We start from the raw sequence: 24,348 nt of genomic DNA, 5'->3' as shown, positions 1-24,348 counted from the left end.
GGGCGACAGTCGGCGGTAAGGGCGGGATGAGCACAGGATTGCAAATCGGAGACGTGCGGATCGCCGGACGGGTGCTGATGGCGCCGATGACCGGGATCACGGATCTGCCGTTCCGTCAGGTCGCATCGCGGCTGGGCGCGGCCTATGTGGCGACCGAGATGGTGGCCTCGGCCGAACTGGCGCGTGGGCGGCCGGACGTGGTGCGGCGGGCGGCGGTCGGCGCAGGTCTGCCGTTGACGGTGATCCAACTCGTGGGCGGCGATCCTGAAGCCATGGCGGAGGGCGCGCGCATGGCGGAGAAGGCGGGCGCCGACATCATCGATCTGAACTTCGGCTGCCCGGCCAAGGAGGTGACCGGGGCGGCCTGCGGCTCGGCCCTGATGCGCACGCCCGAGCGCGCGGCGGCGATCATGGGCGCGGTCGTGGAGGCGGTCAGCCGGCCAGTTACGGTCAAGATGCGTCTGGGCTGGGACGAGAGCAGCCTGAACGCGGCTGAGATGGCGCGACGCGCCGAGGATCTGGGTGTGGCGGCGGTGGCCGTTCACGGCCGAACGCGCAAACAGTTCTACACCGGGGTCGCCGATTGGGAGGCCGTGGCCGAGGTCAAGCAAGCGGTATCCATCCCTGTCATCGTCAATGGCGACATCGTCACGGCGGAGCAGGCGCGCGTAGCCCTTGCCCAATCCGGGGCCGACGCCCTGATGCTGGGGCGCGGTGTTTATGGACGCCCCTGGCTGGCGGCGCATCTGGAGCGGGCGCTGGCCGATGGGCGGCAGTTGCAGGAGCCCGATCGGGAGGAGCGGCTGGCGATCGTCGTCGAACATTTGCGGGCGTCTGCAGCCTTCTACGGCTTGCCGCTGGGCCTGAAGATGTTCCGCAAGCATCTGGGTTGGTACATTGAGCAGGCCCCTTGGCCGGAAGACCCGCTGGACCGACGCGCAGCCAAGGCGCGGCTCTGTCGCCTGGAGACGCCGTCAGAGGTCGAGGAGGCCCTTGCCGCCCTCTGGCGACCCGGGGTGGATCAAATTGGCAACTCTAGTGTTGAAAATCAGTCACAGCTGGTTGAAGCTGCGAGGTGATGACGGATCGCCTCGCCGCGCAGATTGAAGGTCACGACCCTGAGCGTTCGCTCTGGGGCCGTTTGGCCAGCGGTCGCGCGCGAGCCCTGTTCGTCGCCGCCTATGTCGTCGCCTTCCTGATCACGGCTGCGGCCATCTGGCTGGTGGCGATCGCGCCGGGCGCGACGGCGGGGGGCGATGCTCGCGCGGCGGCCAGCCAGTTCGTGCTTTTCGTGCTTCTGGCGAACCTGGTGCTGATTGGCGGTCTGGCCGCGGTGATCGGCGTGCGGGTGCTGCGTCTGACGCGAAACCGGAATGACCCCGGCGCACGGCTTCATCTGCGATTCGTGACCTTGTTCTCGCTGGTGGCTGTGGTCCCGGCGGTTCTGATCGCCCTTGTCTTTGGGGTTTTGGTTAACCGGGGGGTGGACCAGTGGTTCAGCACCAACGTCCGTTCGGCGGTGGAGAACGGGGCCGAGATCGGCCGCGCCTATGTCGCCGACGTCGGAGCCGGGCTGGAGGTTGATCTGGAGACCATGTCGACCGAGCTGGGCGGCGTTCGAGCTCTGTTCGACAACCGCATCCAGTTCTCGCGCGCCCTGGCCCAGATCGGCGACTTCTTCGGCTATCCAGCCCTCTACATCCTGAATGGCGACGGCGAGGTGCTGGCCAGCGGCGAGCAACCCGGCGCGCCGCCTTATGTCGCCCCGCCACGTGAGGCGTTTGAAACGGTGGCGGAGGGCGAGGTCGCGCCGACGACCGTGACCGAGAATCCCGACATGGTGCGGGCCCTCTATCCGCTGCCGGACTATGGCCACGCCTACCTCTACGTCGTGCGACCGCTGGCGCCGGGGCTGATTCAGCGGATGCGCAACGGCGAGGAATCGATCGCCGCCTATCGCGCCGCCGAGGAAAGCCGGGCGCGCATTCAGGCGGCCTTCGCTCTGAGCTACCTCGAGACGGCCTTGCTGGTTCTGGTCGGCGCGGTCTGGCTCGCCATGTCGGCGGCCAGCTCGATCTCCGCGCCCATCGGTCGGCTGGTGAAGGCGGCCGATCAGGTGGCGGGGGGCGACCTGAGCGCGAGGGTCGACAATACCGGCGCGCCGTCCGAGTTGGTCGTCCTGTCCGAAGCCTTCAATCGCATGACGGGCGACATCATGACCCAGCAGGCGGCGCTGAAAACCGCCAGCGAGGACGCCCAGGGGCGCAGCCGCTTTATCGAGACCGTCCTGTCGGGCGTTAGCGCCGGGGTCATCGGTCTGGATCGTCTGGGGCGGATTTCGGCTATCAACGACAGCGCCAGCCAGCTGTTGGCCATCGACGAGGCGGATGTGCAGGGGCGACTCCTGGCCGAAGTATCGCCGGAACTGGCCGAACTGTCCGAGCGCGCCGAAGCCCATATCGAAGAGGACATCGACGTCAGTCGCGAAGGCGACACGCGACGTCTGCGGGTCCGTATCGAGGGCGGGCAGGGCGGCGAGATGGTGCTGACGTTTGACGACATCACGCGCCTGGTGACGGCGCAGCGCAACGCCGCATGGCGCGACGTGGCCCGTCGCATCGCACACGAGATCAAGAACCCGCTGACCCCGATCCAGCTGTCGGCGGAGCGGCTACGGCGCAAGTATCGCTCTCAGGTCGGCGACGACGTCGAGGTCTTCGACCGCTGCACCGAAACCATTATCCGTCAGGTCGGCGATATCGGGCGCATGGTGGACGAGTTCTCATCATTCGCGCGCATGCCGGCGCCACGGTTCACGCGTGAAAATCCGGCCGAGATGCTGCGTGAAGCCGTCTTCGCCCAGCGCGTCGCGGCGGCGGACATCGGGGTGGAGTTGATTGAACCCCTGCCGGACGTGGTGCTGCAATGTGACGGGCGTATGGTCGGGCAGGCGCTGGCCAATATTCTCAAGAATGCGGGCGAGGCCGTCTCGGCAAAACGTCACCACGAGGCGGCTCAGCCGGGCGCTGTGGGCATTATCGCGCGACTGACGGTGGAAGGGGGCATCGCCACCTTCGTCGTCGAGGATGACGGGATCGGTCTCCCTGCCAAGGATCGCGACCGTCTGACCGAACCCTATGTGACCACGCGCGAGAAGGGCACAGGCCTTGGCCTGGCCATCGTCAAGCGTATCTGTGAAGACCACGGCGGCGAGCTTAGGCTGGCCGACGCTGAAACCTTGTCGGGCGCGCGCGTGTGCCTGACCTTCCCCCTGACCCAAGACAGCAAGGCTGCTCACCGTGCCCCCGGCGCGGCGCGAGCGGCGGAGTAGAGAGGCGTCATGCGCAATACCGGTGCCGACATTCTGGTCGTGGACGACGAGGCGGACATCCGCGAACTGGTTTCGGGCCTGCTCGAGGACGAGGGCCACTCGGTCCGCACGGCCGCCAATTCGGACGAGGCGCTGGCCGCGATCCGGGCGCGCAAGCCGTCGCTGGCCGTGCTCGACATCTGGATGCAGGGCGGCGGTCTGGACGGGCTGGAGCTGCTGGACGTGGTCAAGGGTTTGGACGAGGACCTGCCCGTCGTCATGATATCGGGTCACGGTAATATCGAAACCGCTGTCAGCGCCCTGAAGCGCGGCGCCTACGACTTTATCGAAAAGCCGTTCAAGTCGGACCGTTTGGTGGTGGTCATCGAGCGCGCGCTGGAAGCCGCCTCCCTGAGGCGCGAAAACCGCCGCCTACGAGCCCAGACCATGGCGCCGACCGGACTGATCGGGAAATCAGCGGCGGCGCAGTTGCTGCGCGGCACGATCGCCAAGGTCGCTCCGGCCAACAGCCGGGTGTTGATTTCCGGTCCGCCGGGCTCAGGTAAGGAGCTGGTGGCGCGTCAGATTCACGACGCCAGCCCCCGCGCCAAATCGGAGTTCGTGGCCATTTCGGCGGCCGGCATGACGCCCGAACGTCTGGATGTCGAACTCTTTGGCGAGGAAGGCGGCGATGGGCGTCCGCGCAAGATCGGCGTGTTCGAGCGCGCTCATAACGGCACCCTCTATCTAGACGACGTGGGCGACATGCCGCGCGAGAGTCAGAGCCGCATCCTGCGAGTTCTGGTCGAGCAGCGATTCCGTCGCGTGGGCGGCGAGCAGGACGTGCAGGTCGATGTCCGTGTGGTCACCTCGACCGCCCGGGACCTGAAGGTCGAGATCGCCGAGGGCCGGTTCCGTGAGGATCTGTTCCACCGTCTGAACGTGGTCCCGATCCGTGTCCCGCCGCTGTCCGAGCGTCGCGAGGACATCAGCGAGCTGATCGAGTATTTCGTCGACAACCTGTCGGCCTCGCAGGGGTTGCCTCACCGGCGCGTGGCGGACGACGCCCTGGCCGTGCTTCAGGTCCATCCCTGGCCGGGCAATGTCCGCCAACTGCGCAACAACGTCGAGCGGCTGTTGATCCTGGCTACTGGCGATCCGGACGAAGCGATCACCGCCGATATGCTGCCGCAGGAGGTGGCATCGTCCGGCGGCGCCTCTTCTCTGGGCGCCGATCGGATCATTGCCCTGCCTCTGCGAGAGGCGCGCGAGGTGTTCGAGCGTGACTATCTGGCGGCGCAGATCATGCGCTTTGGCGGAAACATCTCGCGCACCGCCGCCTTCATCGGCATGGAGAGATCCGCGCTGCACCGTAAATTGAAGTCGCTGGGCGTTTCCCCCGCTCGAGGCGGCGAAGACGAAGAAGGAGAGGGCGCCTGATGTCCAGGATCGCCTATGTCAACGGGACCTATCAGGCCCACAACGGCGCCACGGTTCACATCGAGGATCGCGGCTTTCAGTTCGCCGACGGCGTATACGAGGTCTGGTCGGTCTTCGACGGCAAGCTGGCCGATTTCGAGGGCCATCTGACCCGGCTGGCCCGTAGCCTGACCGAGCTTCGCATCCCGATCCCGATGACGGCCCAGGCCCTGGAACGGGTGCTCAAAGAAACCATCCGACGCAACCGCGTGCGGAACGGCATTGTCTATCTGCAGGTCACCCGCGGGACCTCCCCCAGGGACCACGCCTTTCCCAGCGATACGCCGCCCAGCGTTATCGTGACGTCGAAGGCTATCGACCTGTCCAAGGGGGAGGCCTTGGCCCTCAAGGGCGCGGCGGGCGTGACCATGCCCGACATTCGCTGGGGACGGTGCGACATCAAGACCGTGGGCCTGCTGCCCAACGTCCTGGCCAAGCAGGCGGCGCGCGAGAAGGGCGCCTACGAGTGCCTGATGGTCGATGAAATGGGACTGGTGACCGAAGGCTCGTCCACCAACGCCTGGATCGTTGACGAGAACGGCAAGCTGCGGACCCGCGACACCCAGGCCAATATCCTGCGCGGCATCACCCGCACGGCGATCCTGAAACTGGCCGAGGTCGAGGGCATCGAACTGGACGAACGTGCTTTCAGCGTCGAAGAGGCGAAGCGCGCCAAGGAGATTTTCGTCACCGCAGCCAGTTCGTTCGTGATGCCGATCGTCTCGCTGGACGGATCGAAGATCGCGGACGGCAAGCCCGGGCCGGTCGCGACCCGTCTGCGCGAAGTCTATCTGGAACAGGCGCGCCGCGACGCGGTCTGAGGGGGCGGCCATGCTCAAGCGAATGTTTGCACAGGGCGACCGCGGCGCGGCGCCTCGGGACACTGACGCGGATTGGGAAGAGATCGGCCGAGCCAATCCCTACTATGGCGTGCTGACGGATCCTCGCTTCAAATCGAGAATTTGAACGACGAGGCCCTGGCCGACTTCTTTGCGACTGGCGAGGGCGATATCCGCTGGGCGTCTGAGGCGCTTCTGCGGCGCTACCCTGATTTCGCGCCGGCCTCAGCTCTTGATTTCGGATGCGGTGTCGGGCGGTTAACGCGAGCCTTGGCTGCCAAGACGGGGGACGCCTTTGGCGTTGACGTGTCCGAATCCATGCTGGCCGAGGCTCGACGTTCGACGCAGGCCGGTCTTGGGTTCGGATGCGACCTGCCGGACCGAACCTTTGACTGGATCGTATCCATCATTGTCTTTCAGCATATTCAGCCAGAGCGCGGCTATCCGCTGCTGAAAGCCTTGCTGGAGCGGTTGGCGCCGGGGGGATTCGTCACCTTACAGTTCGCCCTGTACCGCGACCCGCGCCATGCTGCCGTACCCGGCGGTCGTGTCGTCATGGCCGAAGATTTCACCATGGTTTCGAACGTCGCGGCTCTCAGAAAGCTAGCCAAGGGCGAGATGGTGATGTTCGATTATGACCTGACCGTGATAGCGGCCATCCTGTTCGCCGCCGGTGTCACTGATCTCGAACTGACCCACACCGACCATGGCGGGTTCCACGGCTCCTTTATTCATGGCCGTAAGGCGGCATGAGGCTCGTTCGGCTTCAGCCATCTTGAACAGGCGCGTCGAGAGGCCATTTAGGGCGTTGCCGCGACTGCGAAGGCGCGTCTAAGGTTGCGTGCGGACCGACGAGTCCGCACCGACTGCCTCAGTCGGCCAAAAAGAACCAAGAACAGGACCAACCTGCCATGTCGCAAGACAAACGCCAGAACCTTCAGGACACCTTCCTCAACAGCGTCCGCAAGACGAAGACCCCGCTGACCATCTTCCTGGTCAATGGCGTCAAGCTGCAGGGTATCGTGACCTGGTTCGACAACTTCTGTGTGCTGCTGCGTCGCGATGGCCAGTCGCAGCTCGTCTACAAGCACGCCATCTCGACCATCATGCCCTCCGCGCCCGTGCAACTGTACGAGCCGGACGCCGAAGAAGACTGATTGACCTCCAAGCTTATCGACCACGCCGTTCCGCTGATCCGGGCGGTCGTCATCCATCCAGACCGACGCTCGGACAGCCCGCGACTGGCTTCCGAACGCCTTGAGGAAGCCGCAGGCCTCGCCCGCGCGCTGGACCTTGACGTGCGCGCCGAAGAGATCGTGCGGCTGCGCTCGACGACGCCTGCGACCCTGTTCGGGTCGGGCAAGGTCGATGAACTGGCGGCCCTGATCCGTGCTGCCGACGCCGAGGCCGTGGTCATCGACGATGACCTGTCGCCGGTCCAGCAGCGCAATCTGGAAAAGGCTTGGGAAGTGAAGGTCATCGACCGCACTGGCCTGATCCTTGAGATATTCGGGCGCCGCGCGCGCACCAAGGAAGGCCGGCTTCAGGTCGAACTGGCGCGGCTGGACTATGAGCGGTCGCGTCTGGTCCGCACCTGGACCCACCTGGAACGCCAGCGTGGCGGCACCGGCTCGACTGGCGGTCCCGGCGAGACCCAGATCGAGCTGGACCGGCGCCTGATCGCCGACCGCATCGTGCGGCTGAAGGCCGAACTGGAAGAGGTGCGTCGCACGCGTGGCCTGCACCGCAAGGCCCGCAAGAAGGTGCCTTTCCCATCGGTCGCGCTGGTCGGCTACACCAATGCTGGCAAGTCTACGCTGTTCAACCGGCTGACTGGATCCGAAGTTTTCGCCAAGGACCTGCTGTTCGCCACGCTGGACACCACGCAGCGCACCATACGTCTGCCGCAGGGCCGGCCGGCCATCATCGCCGACACCGTGGGCTTCATTTCCGACCTCCCGCACGAACTGGTTGAAAGCTTCCGCGCCACGCTGGAAGAGGTGGGCGAGGCCGACCTGATCCTGCACGTTCGCGATATCGCCTCGCCCGACAGCGACGCCCAGGCCAAGGACGTCGAGGCGGTGCTGGAGCAGATCCCGACGCCCGAGGGCAAAACCCGCCGCATCCTCGAAGTATGGAACAAGATCGACCTGCTGGCCCCCGACGTGCGGGAGGCTGTGCTGGGGCAGGCCGAGCGGCTGTCTCGTGAGGGCGAGGCCGTCGCTGTTTCGGCCTGGACCGGCGAGGGCATCGAGGCTCTGCGCGAAACCATCGCCGGACTGATCGACGATGATCCCGAGACCCGCCTGACGCTGCAGCCGCATCAGGGGGAGGCCTTGGCCTGGCTGTATGAGAACGGTCGCGTGACCTTCCGCGATACGGACGCCGATGGCAGGACCTATCTGGTCGTGCGCCTGCACCCGTCCGCGCTGGGGCGTTTGGAGCGCCTATACCCGGACATTATCGACTGAGCCCATGCACCTGATCGAGACCATCCTCTTCCTGCTGCTGGCCGTCGTGCTGTCAGGATGGGTGGCGCGGATCACGCGGATCGCCCTGCCTCTGGTGCAGATCGCGCTTGGGGCGGGCGTTGTGATGATCACGGGCGAGGCGGTGGATCTGCGACCGGATATCTTTTTCCTTCTGTTCCTGCCGCCCCTGCTTTTCGTGGACGGCTGGCGGATCCCTAAGGAGGCCCTGTTCCGAGACCGCGTGGTGGTTCTGGAACTGGCCCTTGGTCTCGTAGTCTTCACCGTGGTCGGGCTGGGCTTCCTGATCCACTGGATGATCCCGGCCATGCCTCTGGCCGTCGCCTTCGCCCTGGCAGCGATCCTCTCGCCGACCGATCCCATCGCCGTCTCGGCCATCGCGTCGCGGTCGCCCATTCCCCAGCGGCTGATGCATATCCTCGAGGGCGAGTCGTTGCTGAACGACGCCACTGGGCTGACCTGCATGCGCATCGCCGTCATTGCAGCGACGACCGGCGTCTTTTCGCTGACCAGCGCGGTCGGGACCTTCGTCTGGCTAGCGCTGGCGGGCGTCGCGGTCGGGGTGATGGTCACCCTCGCCATCGGCCTGTTGAAAGGGTGGATCAGCCGTCGCTGGGGCGAGGACGTGGGCGGCCAGATTCTGATCAGCCTGTTGATCCCCTTCGCCGCCTATCTGTCCGCCGAGGCGGTTCACGCCTCAGGCATTCTGGCCGCCGTGGCGGCGGGCGTGACCATGAGCTTCACCGAGCGTCAGGGCTCGGCCATGGCGGCGACGCGCATCCGCCGCGCGGTCGTCTGGGACACGGTGCAGTTCGTGGCCAACGGTCTGATCTTCGTCATCCTGGGCGAGCAGATGCCATCGATCATGGCGCGCGCCGCCGAGGTCATCCAGACCACCCAGCACAAGGAGGTCTGGTGGCTGGCGGTCTATGTCTTCGCCATCGTGGGGGCGTTGGCGGCCCTGCGTTTCGTCTGGGTGTGGACTTCGCTGAAACTGACCTTGTTCCGCAAGCGCGGCAAGGATGCCCCGCCCAAGGTTGGCTGGCGGCTGGTGGCGGTCATGTCGCTGGCGGGGGTTCGGGGAGCCATCAACCTGGCCGGCATCCTGACCCTGCCTTTCGTGCTCGGCGACGGCACGCCGATGCCGGCGCGCAATCTGGCGATCTTCTTGGCGGCGGGGGTGATCATCGTCTCCCTCGTGCTGGCGACGATCGCTCTGCCGCGCTTGCTGAAGGGGATCAAGCTGCCGCCCGAGCCCTCGCATCTGGAGGAGGAAGATCGCTCGCGCGTCGCCGCCGCCTCGGCCGCCATGCGCGCCATCGAGGACACCCAGCACGCCATGGCCGAGGGCAGGAGCAATCCTGACCTCTATGCCGAAACGGCCGCGCGGCTGATGGAGACCTATCGCCATCGCATCGAGACGCGCACCCACGTCGAGGGTGACGACGTCACGCTGGCGCGTCAGACCGACGAGATCGAGCGGCAACTTCGTCTGGCCGGGCTTGCCGCCGAGCGCGCCGAGCTGGTGCGATTGGGGCGGATGCGGTTGGTAGACGAGGAAACGACGCGCAAGCTGATCCGCGAGGTCGATCTTCAGGAACTACGTTACGTTTGAGCCTGGGCGGTCATCCAAACCGACAAGTCTCCGTAGCTGTCGAAGATCTGATGCGCACCCGCCTCGGCTAGCTTTTGTCTGTGGCCATCCCGAACGTGCCCGCCGGCGCACAGCCCGATCACGCGCATCCCAGCAGCCACGCCTGCCATGACGCCCATCGGGCTGTCTTCTATGACCAGCACGCGCGAAGAGGTGACGTTCATCATCTTGGCCGCGAACAGGAATAGATCGGGGTGCGGCTTGCCTCGGTTTACATGGACGGCGGCGCTGAAAATCGTGCCCTCAAACATCTGATCGGCGCCGAAACGTCGCAGGCCCATCTGGATCCAGTCGAGGGGGCTGGATGAGGCGATGCAGCGGGGCTCGGACCGGGCGGACAGGAAGGCCTCAAGACCTGTCACGCTGCAGAGCTCGCGTTCGGCACGGTCATGGCAACGTCTGGTCCACTCTTCGCGAATGCCGGGCGGGGAAGGCGCGCCCAGGCGCTGCGAGATAATCTGCTCGCAATCCAGCCAGCGCCTGCCGAGGTAGGTCGCCAAGGCGTCATCCAGCGTCGTCGGCAGGCCGATTTCGCTGAGCAGTTCCGCCATGACGGCGTTGTTCAACAACTCGCTGTCAGCGATGACCCCGTCGTAGTCGAAGATGATGAGGTCGAACGGGCCGTTCATCCCATCGCTTTGGCTGTTTTCTCGGCGGCCTTCGCCGCGTTCCACAGGGCGTCCATTTCGGCCAGATCGGACTGGTCGGGCGTGCGGCCGTCCTTTGCCAACTCGGTCTCGATGAAGCCGAAGCGGCGAACGAACTTGGCGTTGGCGGCGCGCAGCGCGTCTTCAGGCTCTACCTCGAGCTTGCGGGCCAGGTTGGCCACGACGAACAGCAGGTCGCCCAGTTCCTCGCGCGCCTTATCCTTGTCGCCAGCGGCGATCTCGACGCGCAGTTCCTCGACTTCTTCAGCCAGCTTGTCGAAGACCTCGTCGGTCGAGGGCCAGTCGAAGCCGACGCGGCCGGCGCGCTTGGTCAGCTTGGCGGCGCGGGTCAGCGCGGGCAGGCCGACCGGGACATCATCCAGTACGCCGTGCTGGGCCTTGGCCTTGCGCTCGGCGGCTTTGATGTCCTCCCAGCGCGCCTTCTGGGCCGAGCCGCTCGGCTTGGCGGCTTCCTCGCCGAAGACGTGGGGATGGCGGCGGATCAGCTTGTCGGCCATGGCGTTGGCCACGTCATCGAAGGCGAAATGACCGGCTTCTTCCGCCATTCGGGCGTGGAAGACGACCTGGAACAGCAGGTCGCCCAATTCGACCTTCAGTTCCTCCATGTCGGCGCGCTCGATGGCGTCGGCGACCTCATAGGCCTCTTCGATCGTATAGGGGGCGATGGTCGCGAAGGTCTGCTCGACGTCCCAGGGGCAACCGCCGTTCGGATCGCGCAGGCGAACCATGATCTCTTTCAGGCGGTCGATGGAGTGGGTCATTCAGGCGGTTCCGGCGTCGCGGGCGATAAGCGCCTCGCGAATTTCATCGTGGCGCCTGGGCGTCAGGGGATAGCCCTTCAGCACCCAGGCGGCCGCCGCCAGTAGCAGGCCCGGCACGGCGATGAACAGGATTTGCAGCGCCAAAAGCGAGAACTCGCTGTTGCCCGCCGGACCCGGCAGGGCCTTGAAGCCTACCCATTGCAGGATCAGGTAGGGGATCAGGGCCACGACATGTCCGATCTTGGTGGTGGCTGACAGGATGGAGAACATCAGACCGGTGCGGTCCACCCCTGTCTCCAACCGCACCTCGTCGCCCGCGTCGGCCATCATGGCCCGTAGCAGGAACAGGCCGGCCGCATAGGGTAGGCCGGCGACGAACATGACCGCCGCCGTCAGGGCGAAATTGCCGCCGGGCACTAGCGTCGCGGCGATGTAGAGGCCGGCGAAAATCAGGCTGGCGACGGCCAGGGCCCGGTCTTTTCCGATCTTCGTCGCCAGCCAGGCCCAGATGGGGGCTCCGACAAGACCCGCCACGAAGTAGAACAGCATGAACAGCGACGCCTGGGTGTGGTCGTAGCCCTTGATCTGGCCGAAGAAGAAGAACAGCAGCGACCCGGTGATGCCGGGCGCCACGCCCAGCAGCAGGTCGGCGATCAGCAGTTTTCGCACCGTCTTCATTTTGAACAGGGCCAGATAGGCGCTCGGCCCGCCGTGCGGCGGCGCGCCGACGTTGACGGGTTCCGGCACGGCGATCATGGCCAGGCCGATTGTGACGGGCAGGGCGATCAGGATGGCCCAGCCCATAATGCGCACGCCGTCGGCATAGTCCCCGATGCCCGACTTCACCACCACCGTCGGCAGGATCAGGATCAGGATGACGCCGATGATGTTGAAGACCTGCCACCAGCCGTAGACGCGGCTGCGCTGGTCGTACTGAGGCGCCAGAACCGCCGCCCAGCCTAACTGGCCAAGGGTTCCGATGGAGAAGCCGAGGTAGAGGACCAGCAGCCAGGCGAACAGATAGGCAGGACCGGCGCCAGGCTGGACCAGGACGAACATCATCAGGGCCGACAGCATCAGGATCGGCGTCGACACCAACATCCAGGGGCGATAGCGACCGAAGGCCGTTCTGGTCTTGTCCATGCCCCAGCCGATGAAGGGGTCGAAGACGATGTCGATCAGCCGCACCGCCATGAAGACGGCGGCGACCACCCCCAGCTCAAGCCCGACGTGGGTGGCATAGAATTCAGGCAGGGTGACGGGCAGGGCGACGCCGAAAGCCGCTAGGGGCAGGCAGGGGCCGGAAAAGGCGGCCAGAACGGCGTTGGAACGGCGGGGAGCATCAGCAGCGACAACAGATGACATCAGGCGTCCGAACATGGTCGGCCTGAGTCGGCCGCAGCTTCACCATGCCGGTTTTCTGCCAACAGGCGAAGTCGTCCTTGCGGTTCCAGGCGAGCTGAGGCCTGCTGTGCCTATGTCAGTGCGAATTGCGATCCTTGTTGCGGCGCTTCTTGCGGCTATCGGCAGCGCCGGAGCGGCGAAGGCCGACGCCCAGATTTGCGACCGGGCCACCAACGCCTGGGACAATGCGGCCCAGGCCAACGGCGTCTCGCTCTACACGCTGGAATGGTCGCCATTCGGTTCAGCGGAATGGGGATGGGAGACCTACACGCCCCTGATCCAGCGTGAGATCGGTTCGCCGTGCGATCCTGCCTCGGCAGGCTTCGCTGAAGCCTTGGCCGGTTTTCAGGCGCGCTATGGTTTGATGGCGACCGGCCAATTCGATCAGCCGACCTTTCAGGTTTTTCGCGGTCTGTGGCAGGAGCGACGCCCCTTCGTCATGGCGCGGGTGAGGGGGGAATGCCCCGACCCGCCGCCCATCAGCATGCTGGCCTACCTGTCGCCGCAGGAAGAGCATGCCGAACGCATGACCCGCCTCTTGCGCCGCGACGTTCTGGACGCCTATCGCCGCATGGTCGCCGCCGCCCGCGCCGAGGCGCCGGCCATCGCGGCTGATCCCGAGTTGATGCAGATTTTCTCGGGTTTCCGCGACCCCGAGGCGGACGCTGCGCGTTGCGCGGCCCAGGGCAACTGCGATGGTCTGCGTCGCGCGGCCTGCTCGCCGCATCGTACCGGAACCGCGATCGACATCCATGTCGGCCACGTCGCGGGTATGGGCGTGGATTCCACCGATCCGATGAGCCGCCGCCACATGGCCCAGGGACCCGCCTATCGCTGGCTGGTCGCCAATGCTTCCCGTTTCGGATTCACGCCCTATGTGTTCGAGCCTTGGCACTGGGAGTGGACAGGCGATGATGCGGGCGCTGGCGGACGGTGAAGCGGCCTTGGCCCGCGAGGTGTTCGGCGCGGCGCTGAAACTGGATGACATTCGCTTTATCGCGTCGCCCTGGCCGTTCGATCGGGCCTTCGTGCCGGGGCGCTGGTTCGGGCGCGACTGGATCGTCTGGCCGAAAACGACGCTGGAGCCCGATCTGTCGCGCGCGCCGCTGCGCGTCCAGGCTGTTTTCATTCATGAGCTGGTCCATGTGTGGCAGGCCCAGAAGGGTCTGAACCTGCTGATGAGCAAGCTGCGGGCTGGCGATGGCCCAGCGGCCTACACCTATCCGCTCGACGATCTGTGTGATTGGAGCGGTCTGAACATCGAGCAGCAGGCCATGGTGGTCGAGCACCGCTTCATCCTGTCGCGGGGCGGGCGGGCGCCCGCAAGCCAGGCCTTCTATGATCGCGTCTGTCCCTTGGCGCGTCGCATGGAAATCTGAGCGCTGGGGCTTGCGACGCCGCAGTATCTCGCTAAATCAGACACTGATGCAGTTGCTTTTGTGTCAGTCAGATTTAGCGGAGCGTTTGATGCCCAAGATTCTCGTCCTCTATCACTCGACCTATGGCCACATCGAGCAGATGGCCGAAGCCGTAGCCGAGGGCGCGCGCCGCGTGGACGGTGCATTCGTGGACATCAAGCGCGTGCCGGAAACCGTGCCTGCTGACCTGGCCAAGGCGTCGGGCTACAAGCTGGATCAGGCCGCGCCGATCGCCACCGTGGATGAACTGGCCGACTACGACGCTATCATCATCGGCGCAGGCACCCGCTTCGGGACCGCCGCTTCGCAGATGCGCGCTTTCCTGGATCAGACCGGCGGCCTGTGGTTCACGGGCAAGCTGATCGGCAAGGTCGGCGGCGCCTTCACCGCCTCGGCCACCCAGCACGGCGGTCAGGAGACCACCTTCAGCGGCCTGCACAACTTCTTCCTGCACCAAGGCATGGTCGTCGCCGGCCTGCCTTATGGATTCCAGGGGCAGATGAACATGGACGAGATCACGGGCGGTTCGCCCTATGGCGCCACCACCCTGACCAAGGGCGACGGCTCGCGCATGCCCAGCGACAACGAACTGGACGGCGCCCGCTATCAGGGTCAGCATATCGCTGAGATCGCCAGGAAGCTGCACGGTTAAGATCATGCGCCAGCCCGCCATCTTCTTTGGTCACGGTTCTCCTATGAACGCCCTGGGCGGTCCCTACGCGGACGCATGGCGCGCACTGGGAGAGGAGATCGGCAAGCCGAAAGGCGTGGTCATGGTCTCGGCCCACTGGGAGACGCGCGGGCTGGGCGTGACGGCGCAGGAGCGGCCGGAAACCATCCATGATTTCGGTGGCTTTCCACCCGAACTTCACGCCATGCAGTATCCCGCGCCCGGTTCGCCCTTGTTGGCGTCCCGGGTGGCGGAGCTGACGGGCGCGCAACAGACGACGCAATGGGGTCTGGATCATGGCACATGGTCGGTGCTGGCCCACGTCTGGCCAGAGGCCGATGTGCCGATCGTCCAACTGTCGCTGGATCGCACCATTGACGCGCGCGGCCACTATGAACTGGCCAAACGTCTTCACCCGCTGCGGGACGAGGGCGTCCTGATCGCAGGTTCCGGCGATTTCGTGCACAATTTGCGCACGTGGAAACGGGCCGGCGGCGAGCCCTATGACTGGGCTGTCGATTTCAACGAGGCGGTGAAGCGGGCGTTTGTCGCGGGCGACCACGACGCCCTGATCGACTGGGTGCAACTGGGCGAACAGACTCAGCTCAGCGTGCCGACAGATGAGCACTATCTGCCGCTGCTCTACGTCGCCGCCCAGCAGGCCCAGGGCGAGACGGTCAGCTTCTTCAATGATGTGATCGAAGGCGGCTCAATCTCGATGACGGGCGCCCGGATCGGCTGATCCAGGCGCCGTTCGATCGCTTAACGGCGACGGCCACCGCGCATCACGCTGTCGAGCGCGATGGGGCCCGGACCAGCAAAGAACAGGTACAGGAAGACAAAGCAGTAGAGCGCCGCCAACTCTCCCCCATTGTTGATCGGGTAGGGGCTCTGCGGGGCGTGGACCATCCAGTATGCCACGGCCGTGAAGCCCGACAGGATGAAGGCGGTCGGCCGGCTGAACAGCCCCAGCACGATCAGGACGCCGCCGACCAGTTCGATCGGACCGGACCATCCGGCCAGCGTGGACAGGTCCACGCCGCCACCGTGCCCGCCGGGCGGGAAGCCGAGAATTTTCTGCGCGCCGTGCTGAAGGATCAGCAGGCCGGCCACGATCCGCAGAACACTCTGGAATCGCGGGGCCCAACCCGAGATGGACGCTGCACTCGCCATTTGTTTTCCTCCCGATAGCGCACGACCGTCGGGTCCGAGAGCCGGATCAACGCAAGGCGCGAAGGCGGAGGTTAGGCGAAGCTGCGCGGTCTGCAAGCCGTCCTGATCAGGCGGCTTTCAGGGCGTCCTCGACTAGCTTCTGAATGGCCACGTAATCGGTCTTGCCCGTGCCGAGAACGGGGATGACGGCGATCTTGATGATCTTCTTGGGAACCGCCAATTCCGGCGCGCCGTTTTCGCGCGCCCATTCCGACAGACGCGCGGACTCGGCCCCTTCGTGATCGGTCACCAGGATCAGGCGTTCGCCCTTCTTGCTGTCCGGGACGGATACTGCAGCGTGGCGATGTTCGGGCCAGACGGCGCCGGCCATGTCCTCGACCGCGAGCAGGGAGACCATTTCGCCGCCGACCTTGGCGAAGCGCTTCACCCGGCCGAGGATGGTGATGTAGCCCTCGTCGTCGATGTCGACGATGTCGCCGGTATCGTGCCAGCCGCCTTCCAGAGGCTCGATGCCCTCCGGATTGTTAGGCGAGATATAGCCGGCCATGACGTTCGGGCCGCGCAGGTACAGGCGGCCGCCGCCCTCGATGCCCTCGACCTTGTCCAGACGATATTCCATGCCGGGCATGATCTGGCCGACGGTGCCGGGACGGTTGCGATCAGGATGATTCACGGCGACCACGGGCGCGGCCTCGGTCGCGCCATAGCCTTCCAACAGCTCGACGCCGCCGAACTTGGTGTTGAACATCTGGCGCGTTTCGTCGCGAACCTTTTCGGCCCCGGCGACGGCGAACTGCAGGGTGGCGAAATCGCCCGGCTCGGCTACGCGAGCGTACTGGTTCAGGAAGGTGTCGGTCGCGAACAGGATGGACGCCTTCACCTGCGGCAGCAGGTCGGTGATCTGCTTGGCGTGAAGGGGGGAGGGGTATTCGAACGCCTTCATCCCCTGCAGCAGCGGCAGGATGACCCCGCCGGTCAGGCCGAAGCAGTGGAAGGTCGGCAGCGGGTTGAACATGACCCATTCCGGCTTCAGGTCGATGTGGGCGGCGACCTGCCGCGCGTTGGCGACCAGGTTGCGCTGGCTCAGCACCACGCCCTTGGGCGCGCCGAAGCTGCCGGAGGTGAACAGAACCACGCCAGGCGAATCCGGATCGGTCTTGGTGCGGAAACGGCGCGGGGCCATTCCGGCGCTGAGGCCATAGAGCTTGTCGGCCAGACCGATGGTTTTGCGAACATCGTCCAGCCAGATGATCTCGGCGACCCCGCCGAGGGCGGCCATCAGGTCGTCCAGCTTGGCCTGGGTGACGAAACGCTTGGCCGACAGGATCTTGGTGACGCCTGCCGTTTTCAGTGCGGCCTTCAGATTGGCTTCACCCGAGGTGAAGTTCAGCATGACCGGCACGCGGCCGAAGGCGTGCAGGCCGAAGAAGGTTACGACCACGCCTGCGCTGGACGGCAGCAGGACGCCGACGCGCTCTCCCGCCTTGGTCATGGCGGCGATCTTGCGGCCCAGCACGAAGGCCGCGCGGATGAGGCCGGTGTAGGTGAGGGGGTGACGATCCTGGTCTTCCAGAATCTCCTTGTCGCCATAGCGGGCGCGCGCGTCGATCAGCGCGTCGAACAGGGATTCTTCATAGACCTTGGGGTCCAGGGCTGCCCGCAGCAAGCACGTCCTCCTTCGGAGGGCTCTCGGCGGCCCTCTCGGTTACAAGAGGCCGGAACCTAGTGACGTAAGGTCGCCTTGAAAAGATGCGTAACGTCGCGTGAACGTCGCATCTCCATCACTGAAACCGTCTGTGGCTTGCCATTGGCGATCGGAAAGCCGACATACCGCCCTTCTGCACAGGAGCCAGACCGCCGGCTATGGTCACGCTGATCGACACCCTGACGAAGAAGCCTTCCGAGCTGCGTCACCCGGAGAAACAGAATCGCCCGGAATCGGCGGTGCTGAAGAAGCCTGACTGGCTGCGTGTGAAAGCGCCGGGTTCGGGTCAGTATAACGCGACCAAGGATATCGTGCGCTCCAAGGGCCTGGTCACGGTCTGCGAAGAGGCGGCCTGCCCGAACATCGGCGAGTGCTGGAGCCAGAAGCACGCCACCCTGATGATCATGGGCGACACCTGCACGCGGGCCTGCGCCTTCTGCAACGTCAAGACCGGCCTGCCGCAAGCCCTGGACCCGGAAGAGCCGGCCAAGGTCGGCCTGGCCGTCCAGCAGATGGGTCTGAACCACGTGGTCATCACTTCGGTGGACCGCGACGACGTCGCCGATGGCGGCGCCGCCCACTTCGCCGAGGTGGTGCGCCAGATCCGCCTGCAGGCGCCCGACACCACGATTGAAATCCTGACGCCCGATTTCCTGCGCAAGGATGGCGCCGCCGAGGTGATGATCGACGCCACGCCCGACGTCTTCAACCACAACCTTGAGACGGTTCCGCGCCTCTATCTGAAGATCCGCCCGGGCGCCCGCTACTTCCACAGCCTGCGCCTGCTGCAGATGGTCAAGGAACGCGATCCGAACCAGTTCACCAAGTCGGGGATCATGGTCGGCCTGGGCGAGACCAAGGAAGAGGTCATGCAGGTGATGGACGACATGCGGTCCGCCGGCGTCGACTTCATCACCATCGGCCAATACCTGCAGCCGACGCGCAAGCACGCCGCCATCGACCGCTTCGTCACCCCCGAAGAGTTCAAGGCCTATGAGGCTATTGCGCGGGCCAAGGGCTTCCTGATGGTGTCGTCGTCGCCGCTGACGCGGTCGTCGCACCATGCCGGGGACGACTTCGCCCGCCTCAAGGCCGCGCGTCTGGCGCAGGCAGGCCGTTCGGCCCGCTAAGTCCTGAATGGCGGTCCATCGCGTTACGCGCATCCTTCCTTATGCGCCTGAAGACCTGGCCAAGCTGGTTGCGGGGGTGGAGGCCTATCCGGAGTTCGTGCCCTGGATCACCTCCATGCGCGTCTGGAACCAGCGCGACGAGGCCCCGGGCGTGCGCCTGCTGGACGCCGAGGCGGGGGTGGGCTTCGCTTTCCTGACTGAACGATTCTCGACCTGGGTGCGCCACGACATTCACTCGCCCAAGGTCGAAGTCGGCCTGATCCGCGGCCCGTTCAAGCATCTGAAGAACCGCTGGGAGTTCCATCCGCACCCCGAGGGAACACGACTGGAGTTCTTCATCGACTTCGCTTTCAAGTCGCGGATGCTGGATCTAATGCTGCAGGCGAACTTTGATCGGGCTGTCGATAAGCTGATCCAATGTTTCGAGGGCCGCGCCAAGGCCCTTTACGGCAAGAGGTAGGTTTCATGGACGCGCCTTTCGACTTCGATGCGACAGTCGTGGGGGCGGGGGCTGTGGGACTGGCCTGCGGGCGGGCGCTGGCGAAGCGGGGCCTGACGGTGCTGGTGCTCGAAAAAGAGCCGCACATCGGCCAGGGCGTGTCTTCTCGCAATTCCGAGGTCATCCACGGCGGACTCTATTATCCGACGGGTTCGCTGAAGGCGAAGTTCTGCGTCGAGGGGCGGCGGGCGCTTTATGACTTCCTGACCAGCCACAAGATCGACCACTGGAAATGCGGCAAGCTGGTCGCGGCGACCGAGGAAGCCGAGGTCGAGCGGATCGAGGCCATCTTCCAGCAGGCAGTGATCAACGGCGTCGAAGGGCTGGAGCATCTGACGGGCCCCCAGGCGCGGGCGCTTGAACCGGAATTGAAGGCCCACGCCGCCATCCTGTCGCCGGAGAGCGGGGTGTTCGCCAGCCACGACTACATGTTGGCGCTGCAAGGCGAGATCGAGGACGCTGGCGGTTCGGTCGTCGTGTCCACGCCGTTCGAGCGGGCCGAGCCTCTGTCGGGCGGCGGTTTCCGCATCACGGCGGGCGGAGAGGGCGGGGCGGTGTTGACGAGCCGGCTGCTGGTGACCGCGCCCGGGCTATCGGCCCAGAGCGTGGCGGGCGCCATCGACGGCTATCCGGCCGCTGACATCCCGGCGCGCCACCTGGGCAAGGGGATCTATTTCCGCCTGACAGGGCCCGCGCCCTTCAATCGATTGATCTATCCTCCGCCCATCGCCGGGGCGCTGGGCACCCACTATCGCAAGGATCTGGGTGGGCAGGGGGTGTTCGGGCCTGACCTGGCCTATGTCGAGACCGAGGACTATTCGGTCGATCCGGCCAAGGCGCAGGAGTTCGCCCACTATATCCGCCGCTTCTGGCCCGGCGTGACGGTGGAGCGGCTTACGCCTGACTACGCCGGCATCCGGCCCAAGCTGCACGGCCCCGGTGAGCCGCAGCCGGACTTCCAGCTCCATGGTCGAGAGCATCATGGTGTCGACGGGCTGATGGCGCTGTTCGGGATCGAAAGTCCGGGCCTGACCAGTTCATTGGCCATCGGCGAAGCTGTGGCGACAGCGATAACCCGGGCATGACTGAGCGCGAGAAGATGCTGGCGGGGCTGAGCTACGACCCGAGCGATGCTGAACTGGTCGCCGGTCGGACGCGTGCGGTGGGCCTGACCATTCGGATCAATCAGGAGCCCGATCACGAGAAGCGGCGAGCTCTGGTCAATGAACTGGTCCACGCCTCCGACGGACGCGCAACCATCATGCCGGGCTTCTTTTGTGACTACGGCGACAACATTCGCCTGGGTGCGAGGGCGTTCGTCAACGCCAACAGCATCTTTCTGGACTGCGCCGAGATCGTTATCGGCGACGACTTTCAATGCGGACCTGGCGTGCAACTGCTGACGCCGGAACATCCCCTGGATGCGGTCGGGCGGCGCTCCGGTCTTGAAAGCGCCCGCAGGATCCGACTTGGAAACGACGTCTGGATAGGGGGAGGAGCGATAGTGCTGGCTGGCGTGACAGTTGGCGACCGTGTGGTTGTCGGCGCGGGTTCTGTCGTGACGAAGGATGTGCCCTCCGATGTTTTGGTCGTCGGCAACCCAGCTCGCATCGTGAGGTCCTTGCCCTAGGCCTAGTCGAAGGCCGACAGTGGGATCGAGACCAGACTGAACGGCAGGATTGGATCGCCTGAGCCGCGACGGTTCAACTGACTGTTGGCCACGATCAGGCGATCGCCCCGGACAGCGACGGTCGCCGGCCAGGCCAGTTCAGATGGCTTGATACGCTTCGCTTCGACCGCTGTGGCGAGGTCCGGGGACAGGTCCAGGGCCACGACCTCGCCGGCAGACTGGCGCACGAGGAACAGCCGTTGTCCGACCAGGGCCAAGCCGTCGCCGCCGTCCAGCGCTGAACTCCCGGCATCGATTGCGGCCACCTCGCGCGAATGGGTATCGATGCGGAACAGCCGCCCGGTCTTCATCAGGACAACGATCAGGAAGCGGCCGTCCGGCGTGGCGACGATGCCGTTCAGGTTCGGCTCTTCGCCGTATTCAAGAGCGGTGCCCTCGAACGACAGCCACGGCTCCAGCGCCCCATCGACCACTGAATCGCGGGCGACGCGCCACAAGACAGGGCGCAGGGTATCGGTGAAATAGGCGGCGTCAGGCGTCAGGGCGACGTCGTTGATCAACCAGGCGCCTTCCGGCGTGGTGAAGCGCGCGAGCCGCTCGCCGGTGGCGATGTCGACCACATGCATCGAGCCGGCACGCGCGCCAGCAACCCAGAGGCGCCCCTGGCCGTCAGCCTTGAGCCCCAGGGCCACCGACACCGGCTTTGCGGGCGGCGAATCACCCAGGCCCAGCGGATCGGCGACGCGCACGACCGCGCCGGTATCAGGATCCACGCGGAAGACGACGCCTGTATTGGCGCTGTTGGTGTAGATGGCGCCGGTCGCGGGATCGACGGCGACGCCTTCCGGATAGGCGGCGGCCTCAGGAAGAGGCAGAACGGTCACGCCCGACTGCGCCAATACAGGCGTAGAGCCGAGCAGGGCGGCGAAGGCCAGGCTGGCGCCCGAGGTTGCTGTCCAGAATTTGCGCATCATGTCCTCCCGTGACATCGGTGTCAGGACCTTGCCGTAGGTGGCCTAAAACCGCCACCCTGTCGTTGCCGGCTGATTGTCGCGGCACGGGTTGAAATCGATGGCGTCTTCATGCATAAGCCCGCCCTCGCGTGGCGGCTCTTATCGGGGGGCCGGCACTGTATGTTTTCGCGTCTTCACGGCGCACCGACTTAGAGATTGAGACGGACATGGCCGTTCCGAAGCGCAAAGTATCCCCCTCGCGTCGCAACATGCGTCGCGCACACGACGCCCTGGGCGCCAACTCCTATGTCGAAGACAAGGACACGGGCGAGCTGAAGCGTCCGCACCACATCGACCTGAAGACCGGCACGTATCGCGGCCGCCAGGTCATCACGCCGAAGGAAGACTAGTCTTCAATACGGCCCCGGTTTCGGCCGGACGATAGATTTTAACGGCGCGCGATGACATCGCGCGCCGTTTTCGTGCGTTGTGTGCGGTGAAGCCTAACCACTGGAGCTCCTCGCATGATCCGTAGCGCCGTCCTCAGTTCCGTCGCCTTGCTGGCCCTGGCCGCCTGCAACGCCCCTGAAAGCGCCAAGACCCCTGACACCCAGGCGCCCGAGGCGGTTGCTCCGGCGGTTGTGGCCGACGCCGCATCGGCCACGGTGTTGACGCCTCTGGGCTATGGTCCGCTGAAGATCGGCATGACCCAGGCCGAGGTGGACGCAGCGGTCGGGCCGCCGCCCGCGAACGCCGCCGAAGCTGAACCCTCGGAGTGCCGCTATTATCACCCGCCTCGCGCGCCCGAGGGCGTACTGGTCATGGTGGAAAACGGGACGCTGACGCGCCTGACCGCCACGAAGGACGCGACCGTCAAGACCGAGGACGGCGTCGGCGTCGGCTACGACGGCGATCAACTGAAGGCCAGGTACGGCGCAGCCGCCACCGTGACCCCGCACAAGTATCAAGGCGCGCCGTCGGCTTATGTCACCCTTTGGCCGGGCAAGCCTCAACTGCAGGGCGCCTACGTCACGGATCCGACTGCGCGGGGACTGGTGTACGAGATCGGGCAGGACGGCAAGGTGGCCTTCATCCACGCTGGCGGCCCCAGCATCCAGAACGTCGAAGGCTGCAGCTGACGCTGGAAACGGTGAAGGCGCATCGCCTGGTTGGCGATTCGGCGACGGCTGGTCTAAACCGGCCGTTGCACCTTCCTCTTCTGACAGAGCGCCTTCCTCATGACTGACATCGCTGACATCGTCGCCCGCCAGATTCTCGACAGCCGGGGCAATCCGACGGTTGAGGTTGACGTCACCCTGGAAGACGGCAGCTTCGGTCGCGCCGCCGTGCCTTCGGGCGCTTCGACGGGCGCGCACGAAGCCGTCGAACTGCGTGACGGCGACATGGACATGTGGGGCGGCAAGGGCGTCCAGAAGGCCGTTGACGCCGTCAACGGCGAGATTTTCGACGCCCTGTCCGGCATGGACGCCGAGGACCAGCGCCGTCTGGACGAAGCCCTGATCGAACTGGACGGCACGGACAACAAGGCTCGCCTCGGCGCCAACGCCATTCTCGGCGTATCGCTGGCTGCGGCCAAGGCCAGCGCCATCAGTTCCAACCTGCCGCTGCACCGCTACATCGGCGGCGTCTCGGCCCGCGTCCTGCCGACCCCGATGATGAACATCATCAATGGCGGCGCTCACGCTGACAATCCGATCGACATTCAGGAATTCATGATCCTGCCGACCGGAGCCGAGACGTTTTCGGATGCGCTGCGCATGGGCGCAGAAATCTTCCACGCCCTGAAGAAGGCGCTGAAAGACGCCGGCCACAACACCAACGTCGGCGACGAGGGCGGTTTCGCTCCGAACCTGGCCTCGGCTGAAGAAGCCCTGGCCTTCATCACCAAGGCGGGGCAGGCGGCTGGCTATCTGGCCGGTGAGGACTTCCACCTGGGCCTCGACGTCGCATCGACCGAGTTCTTCAAGAACGGCAAATACAACCTGACGGGCGAGGGCAAGGCCTTCGACGCCGACGGCATGGTCGGCTATCTGGCCGATCTGGTCGAACGCTTCCCGATCGTCTCGATCGAGGACGGCTGCGCCGAAGACGATTTCGACGGCTGGAAGCTGCTGACGGACCGTCTGGGCGACCGCGTTCAGCTGGTCGGCGATGACTTGTTCGTGACCAATCCGCGCCGTCTGGCCGCCGGCATCGGCGAAGGTCTGGCCAACTCCATCCTGATCAAGGTCAATCAGATCGGCACCCTGTCCGAGACCCTGGACGCCGTCGATATGGCCCACCGCGCCGGCTACACCTCGGTGATGAGCCATCGTTCGGGCGAGACCGAGGACTCGACCATCGCCGATCTGGCCGTCGCCACCAACTGCGGGCAGATCAAGACGGGCTCGCTGGCGCGTTCGGACCGGACGGCGAAATACAACCAACTGCTTCGCATCGAAGAGATGCTGGGAGACCAGGCTGTCTATTTCGGCGACGGCATGTTGCTGAAATAGGCGTCCGCGCCGGTTGAATGCAGCGCCGCTTCCGAACCTCGGAGGCGGCG

General features: G+C 65.4%; 25 protein-coding genes. 19 read left to right on the top strand and 6 right to left on the bottom strand.

All coding sequences use genetic code 11. The features are described 5' to 3' along the window. The first annotated feature begins 26 nt into the window (after positions 1–26). The 8 genes from dusB to B4A39_RS11970 all read left to right on the top strand — a co-directional run bounded on the left by dusB (position 27) and on the right by B4A39_RS11970 (position 9,732). Positions 27–1,079, top strand: a complete 1,053-nt coding sequence (dusB, locus tag B4A39_RS12005; RefSeq protein WP_292036748.1) for a tRNA dihydrouridine synthase DusB — start codon at positions 27–29, stop codon at positions 1,077–1,079. Next, on the top strand, positions 1,079–3,331 hold the full coding sequence (locus tag B4A39_RS12000; RefSeq protein WP_292036747.1) for a sensor histidine kinase NtrY-like: 2,253 nt from the start codon (positions 1,079–1,081) through the stop codon (positions 3,329–3,331). The genes dusB and B4A39_RS12000 overlap by 1 nt, the downstream gene beginning before the upstream one ends. A gap of 9 nt (positions 3,332–3,340) precedes the next feature. Next, positions 3,341–4,750 (top strand): sigma-54-dependent transcriptional regulator, encoded by a 1,410-nt coding sequence (locus B4A39_RS11995; RefSeq protein ID WP_292036746.1) that lies wholly within the window; start codon positions 3,341–3,343, stop codon positions 4,748–4,750. Continuing rightward, on the top strand, positions 4,750–5,610 hold the full coding sequence (locus tag B4A39_RS11990) for a D-amino-acid transaminase (RefSeq protein ID WP_292036745.1): 861 nt from the start codon (positions 4,750–4,752) through the stop codon (positions 5,608–5,610). Before B4A39_RS11995 ends, B4A39_RS11990 begins: the two co-directional genes overlap by 1 nt. Positions 5,611–5,751: 141 nt before the next feature. After that, on the top strand, positions 5,752–6,381 hold the full coding sequence (locus B4A39_RS11985) for an SAM-dependent methyltransferase (RefSeq protein WP_292036744.1): 630 nt from the start codon (positions 5,752–5,754) through the stop codon (positions 6,379–6,381). A gap of 158 nt (positions 6,382–6,539) precedes the next feature. Continuing rightward, positions 6,540–6,785: an RNA chaperone Hfq gene (gene hfq, locus B4A39_RS11980; RefSeq protein WP_003164861.1), complete on the top strand. Its 246-nt coding sequence runs from the start codon at positions 6,540–6,542 to the stop codon at positions 6,783–6,785. Further along, complete coding sequence (hflX, locus tag B4A39_RS11975; protein WP_292036743.1) at positions 6,786–8,099, top strand: GTPase HflX; 1,314 nt, start codon at positions 6,786–6,788, stop codon at positions 8,097–8,099. Positions 8,100–8,103: 4 nt separating this feature from the next. Continuing rightward, on the top strand, positions 8,104–9,732 hold the full coding sequence (locus B4A39_RS11970; protein ID WP_292036742.1) for a Na+/H+ antiporter: 1,629 nt from the start codon (positions 8,104–8,106) through the stop codon (positions 9,730–9,732). On the opposite strand, the gene B4A39_RS11965 is transcribed toward B4A39_RS11970, so the two are convergent. From B4A39_RS11965 to B4A39_RS11955, 3 genes are read right to left on the bottom strand one after another with little or no spacing between them, the layout of a single operon-like run. Continuing rightward, complete coding sequence (locus B4A39_RS11965) at positions 9,723–10,400, bottom strand: HAD family hydrolase (RefSeq protein WP_292036741.1); 678 nt, start codon at positions 10,398–10,400, stop codon at positions 9,723–9,725. The genes B4A39_RS11970 and B4A39_RS11965 overlap by 10 nt on opposite strands. Then, positions 10,397–11,200 carry a nucleoside triphosphate pyrophosphohydrolase gene (mazG, locus tag B4A39_RS11960; RefSeq protein WP_292036740.1) on the bottom strand — a complete coding sequence of 268 codons (804 nt, stop codon included), beginning with the start codon at positions 11,198–11,200 and terminating at the stop codon, positions 10,397–10,399. The genes B4A39_RS11965 and mazG overlap by 4 nt, the downstream gene beginning before the upstream one ends. Then, positions 11,201–12,565 carry an MFS transporter gene (locus tag B4A39_RS11955; RefSeq protein ID WP_292036739.1) on the bottom strand — a complete coding sequence of 455 codons (1,365 nt, stop codon included), beginning with the start codon at positions 12,563–12,565 and terminating at the stop codon, positions 11,201–11,203. Between the two features lie 112 nt (positions 12,566–12,677). Between B4A39_RS11955 and B4A39_RS11950 the strand changes: the two genes are divergently transcribed. The 4 genes from B4A39_RS11950 (at position 12,678) to ygiD (ending at position 15,434) form a co-directional block, all read left to right on the top strand. Beyond that, the gene (locus B4A39_RS11950) at positions 12,678–13,541 is read left to right on the top strand and encodes a D-alanyl-D-alanine carboxypeptidase family protein (RefSeq protein ID WP_292036737.1); all 864 of its coding nucleotides are present in this window, start codon (positions 12,678–12,680) and stop codon (positions 13,539–13,541) included. Further along, on the top strand, positions 13,516–13,983 hold the full coding sequence (locus tag B4A39_RS11945; RefSeq protein ID WP_292036736.1) for a hypothetical protein: 468 nt from the start codon (positions 13,516–13,518) through the stop codon (positions 13,981–13,983). The genes B4A39_RS11950 and B4A39_RS11945 overlap by 26 nt, the downstream gene beginning before the upstream one ends. Positions 13,984–14,071: 88 nt before the next feature. Then, positions 14,072–14,674 carry an NAD(P)H:quinone oxidoreductase gene (wrbA, locus tag B4A39_RS11940; RefSeq protein WP_292036734.1) on the top strand — a complete coding sequence of 201 codons (603 nt, stop codon included), beginning with the start codon at positions 14,072–14,074 and terminating at the stop codon, positions 14,672–14,674. 4 nt (positions 14,675–14,678) lie between these two features. Then, complete coding sequence (ygiD, locus tag B4A39_RS11935; protein ID WP_292036733.1) at positions 14,679–15,434, top strand: 4,5-DOPA dioxygenase extradiol; 756 nt, start codon at positions 14,679–14,681, stop codon at positions 15,432–15,434. A gap of 20 nt (positions 15,435–15,454) precedes the next feature. Here the strand turns inward: ygiD and B4A39_RS11930 are convergent, their stop codons facing one another. Together B4A39_RS11930 and B4A39_RS11925 are read right to left on the bottom strand one after the other, a co-directional pair. After that, positions 15,455–15,865, bottom strand: coding sequence for a DoxX family protein (locus tag B4A39_RS11930; protein ID WP_292036731.1), 411 nt, complete (start codon positions 15,863–15,865; stop codon positions 15,455–15,457). A 106-nt stretch (positions 15,866–15,971) separates the two neighbouring features. Beyond that, the gene (locus tag B4A39_RS11925) at positions 15,972–17,528 is read right to left on the bottom strand and encodes an AMP-binding protein (protein ID WP_409449565.1); all 1,557 of its coding nucleotides are present in this window, start codon (positions 17,526–17,528) and stop codon (positions 15,972–15,974) included. A 200-nt stretch (positions 17,529–17,728) separates the two neighbouring features. Here B4A39_RS11925 and lipA point away from each other — a divergent pair, with 200 nt between their 5' ends. The 4 genes from lipA to B4A39_RS11905 are packed head-to-tail and all read left to right on the top strand — an operon-like array spanning position 17,729 to position 20,829. Continuing rightward, a complete protein-coding gene (gene lipA, locus B4A39_RS11920; protein ID WP_292036727.1) occupies positions 17,729–18,700 on the top strand; it encodes a lipoyl synthase in 972 nt (323 codons plus the stop codon). A gap of 7 nt (positions 18,701–18,707) precedes the next feature. Then, complete coding sequence (locus tag B4A39_RS11915; protein WP_292036726.1) at positions 18,708–19,160, top strand: type II toxin-antitoxin system RatA family toxin; 453 nt, start codon at positions 18,708–18,710, stop codon at positions 19,158–19,160. Between the two features lie 5 nt (positions 19,161–19,165). Beyond that, positions 19,166–20,284, top strand: coding sequence for an NAD(P)/FAD-dependent oxidoreductase (locus tag B4A39_RS11910; protein WP_292036725.1), 1,119 nt, complete (start codon positions 19,166–19,168; stop codon positions 20,282–20,284). Between the two features lie 14 nt (positions 20,285–20,298). Then, complete coding sequence (locus B4A39_RS11905) at positions 20,299–20,829, top strand: sugar O-acetyltransferase (RefSeq protein WP_292036724.1); 531 nt, start codon at positions 20,299–20,301, stop codon at positions 20,827–20,829. Positions 20,830–20,831: 2 nt separating this feature from the next. Here the strand turns inward: B4A39_RS11905 and B4A39_RS11900 are convergent, their stop codons facing one another. Beyond that, the gene (locus tag B4A39_RS11900) at positions 20,832–21,800 is read right to left on the bottom strand and encodes a hypothetical protein (protein ID WP_292036723.1); all 969 of its coding nucleotides are present in this window, start codon (positions 21,798–21,800) and stop codon (positions 20,832–20,834) included. Between the two features lie 209 nt (positions 21,801–22,009). Here B4A39_RS11900 and rpmF point away from each other — a divergent pair, with 209 nt between their 5' ends. From rpmF to eno, 3 genes are all read left to right on the top strand, one after another. Continuing rightward, positions 22,010–22,192: a 50S ribosomal protein L32 gene (gene rpmF / locus B4A39_RS11895; RefSeq protein WP_114816620.1), complete on the top strand. Its 183-nt coding sequence runs from the start codon at positions 22,010–22,012 to the stop codon at positions 22,190–22,192. Between the two features lie 114 nt (positions 22,193–22,306). Continuing rightward, on the top strand, positions 22,307–22,921 hold the full coding sequence (locus B4A39_RS11890) for a hypothetical protein (protein WP_292036722.1): 615 nt from the start codon (positions 22,307–22,309) through the stop codon (positions 22,919–22,921). 99 nt (positions 22,922–23,020) lie between these two features. Then, entirely contained in the window at positions 23,021–24,298 is a 1,278-nt protein-coding gene (eno, locus tag B4A39_RS11885; RefSeq protein WP_292036721.1) for a phosphopyruvate hydratase, read from the top strand. The last annotated feature ends 50 nt before the right edge of the window (positions 24,299–24,348 follow it).

Origin of the sequence: Brevundimonas sp. UBA4553 (assembly GCF_002387245.1) — a bacterium.
Classification (GTDB): domain Bacteria; phylum Pseudomonadota; class Alphaproteobacteria; order Caulobacterales; family Caulobacteraceae; genus Brevundimonas.
This window is presented reverse-complemented; position numbering and strand designations above follow the sequence as displayed.

What these genes read in the sequence shown, in the direction of transcription:
- B4A39_RS11945 (WP_292036736.1), top strand. Translation starts at nt 13,516, where the DNA reads ATGATGCGGGCGCTGGCGGACGGTGAAGCGGCCTTGGCCCGCGAGGTG.
- B4A39_RS11990 (WP_292036745.1), top strand. Translation starts at nt 4,750, where the DNA reads ATGTCCAGGATCGCCTATGTCAACGGGACCTATCAGGCCCACAACGGC.
- B4A39_RS11915 (WP_292036726.1), top strand. Translation starts at nt 18,708, where the DNA reads ATGGCGGTCCATCGCGTTACGCGCATCCTTCCTTATGCGCCTGAAGAC.
- lipA (WP_292036727.1), top strand. Translation starts at nt 17,729, where the DNA reads ATGGTCACGCTGATCGACACCCTGACGAAGAAGCCTTCCGAGCTGCGT.
- dusB (WP_292036748.1), top strand. Translation starts at nt 27, where the DNA reads ATGAGCACAGGATTGCAAATCGGAGACGTGCGGATCGCCGGACGGGTG.
- B4A39_RS11910 (WP_292036725.1), top strand. Translation starts at nt 19,166, where the DNA reads ATGGACGCGCCTTTCGACTTCGATGCGACAGTCGTGGGGGCGGGGGCT.
- mazG (WP_292036740.1), bottom strand. Translation starts at nt 11,200, where the DNA reads ATGACCCACTCCATCGACCGCCTGAAAGAGATCATGGTTCGCCTGCGC.
- ygiD (WP_292036733.1), top strand. Translation starts at nt 14,679, where the DNA reads ATGCGCCAGCCCGCCATCTTCTTTGGTCACGGTTCTCCTATGAACGCC.
- B4A39_RS11890 (WP_292036722.1), top strand. Translation starts at nt 22,307, where the DNA reads ATGATCCGTAGCGCCGTCCTCAGTTCCGTCGCCTTGCTGGCCCTGGCC.
- B4A39_RS11965 (WP_292036741.1), bottom strand. Translation starts at nt 10,400, where the DNA reads ATGAACGGCCCGTTCGACCTCATCATCTTCGACTACGACGGGGTCATC.
- wrbA (WP_292036734.1), top strand. Translation starts at nt 14,072, where the DNA reads ATGCCCAAGATTCTCGTCCTCTATCACTCGACCTATGGCCACATCGAG.
- hfq (WP_003164861.1), top strand. Translation starts at nt 6,540, where the DNA reads ATGTCGCAAGACAAACGCCAGAACCTTCAGGACACCTTCCTCAACAGC.
- B4A39_RS11900 (WP_292036723.1), bottom strand. Translation starts at nt 21,800, where the DNA reads ATGCGCAAATTCTGGACAGCAACCTCGGGCGCCAGCCTGGCCTTCGCC.
- B4A39_RS12000 (WP_292036747.1), top strand. Translation starts at nt 1,079, where the DNA reads ATGACGGATCGCCTCGCCGCGCAGATTGAAGGTCACGACCCTGAGCGT.
- B4A39_RS11970 (WP_292036742.1), top strand. Translation starts at nt 8,104, where the DNA reads ATGCACCTGATCGAGACCATCCTCTTCCTGCTGCTGGCCGTCGTGCTG.
- rpmF (WP_114816620.1), top strand. Translation starts at nt 22,010, where the DNA reads ATGGCCGTTCCGAAGCGCAAAGTATCCCCCTCGCGTCGCAACATGCGT.
- B4A39_RS11950 (WP_292036737.1), top strand. Translation starts at nt 12,678, where the DNA reads ATGTCAGTGCGAATTGCGATCCTTGTTGCGGCGCTTCTTGCGGCTATC.
- B4A39_RS11905 (WP_292036724.1), top strand. Translation starts at nt 20,299, where the DNA reads ATGCTGGCGGGGCTGAGCTACGACCCGAGCGATGCTGAACTGGTCGCC.
- B4A39_RS11930 (WP_292036731.1), bottom strand. Translation starts at nt 15,865, where the DNA reads ATGGCGAGTGCAGCGTCCATCTCGGGTTGGGCCCCGCGATTCCAGAGT.
- eno (WP_292036721.1), top strand. Translation starts at nt 23,021, where the DNA reads ATGACTGACATCGCTGACATCGTCGCCCGCCAGATTCTCGACAGCCGG.
- B4A39_RS11955 (WP_292036739.1), bottom strand. Translation starts at nt 12,565, where the DNA reads ATGTCATCTGTTGTCGCTGCTGATGCTCCCCGCCGTTCCAACGCCGTT.
- B4A39_RS11995 (WP_292036746.1), top strand. Translation starts at nt 3,341, where the DNA reads ATGCGCAATACCGGTGCCGACATTCTGGTCGTGGACGACGAGGCGGAC.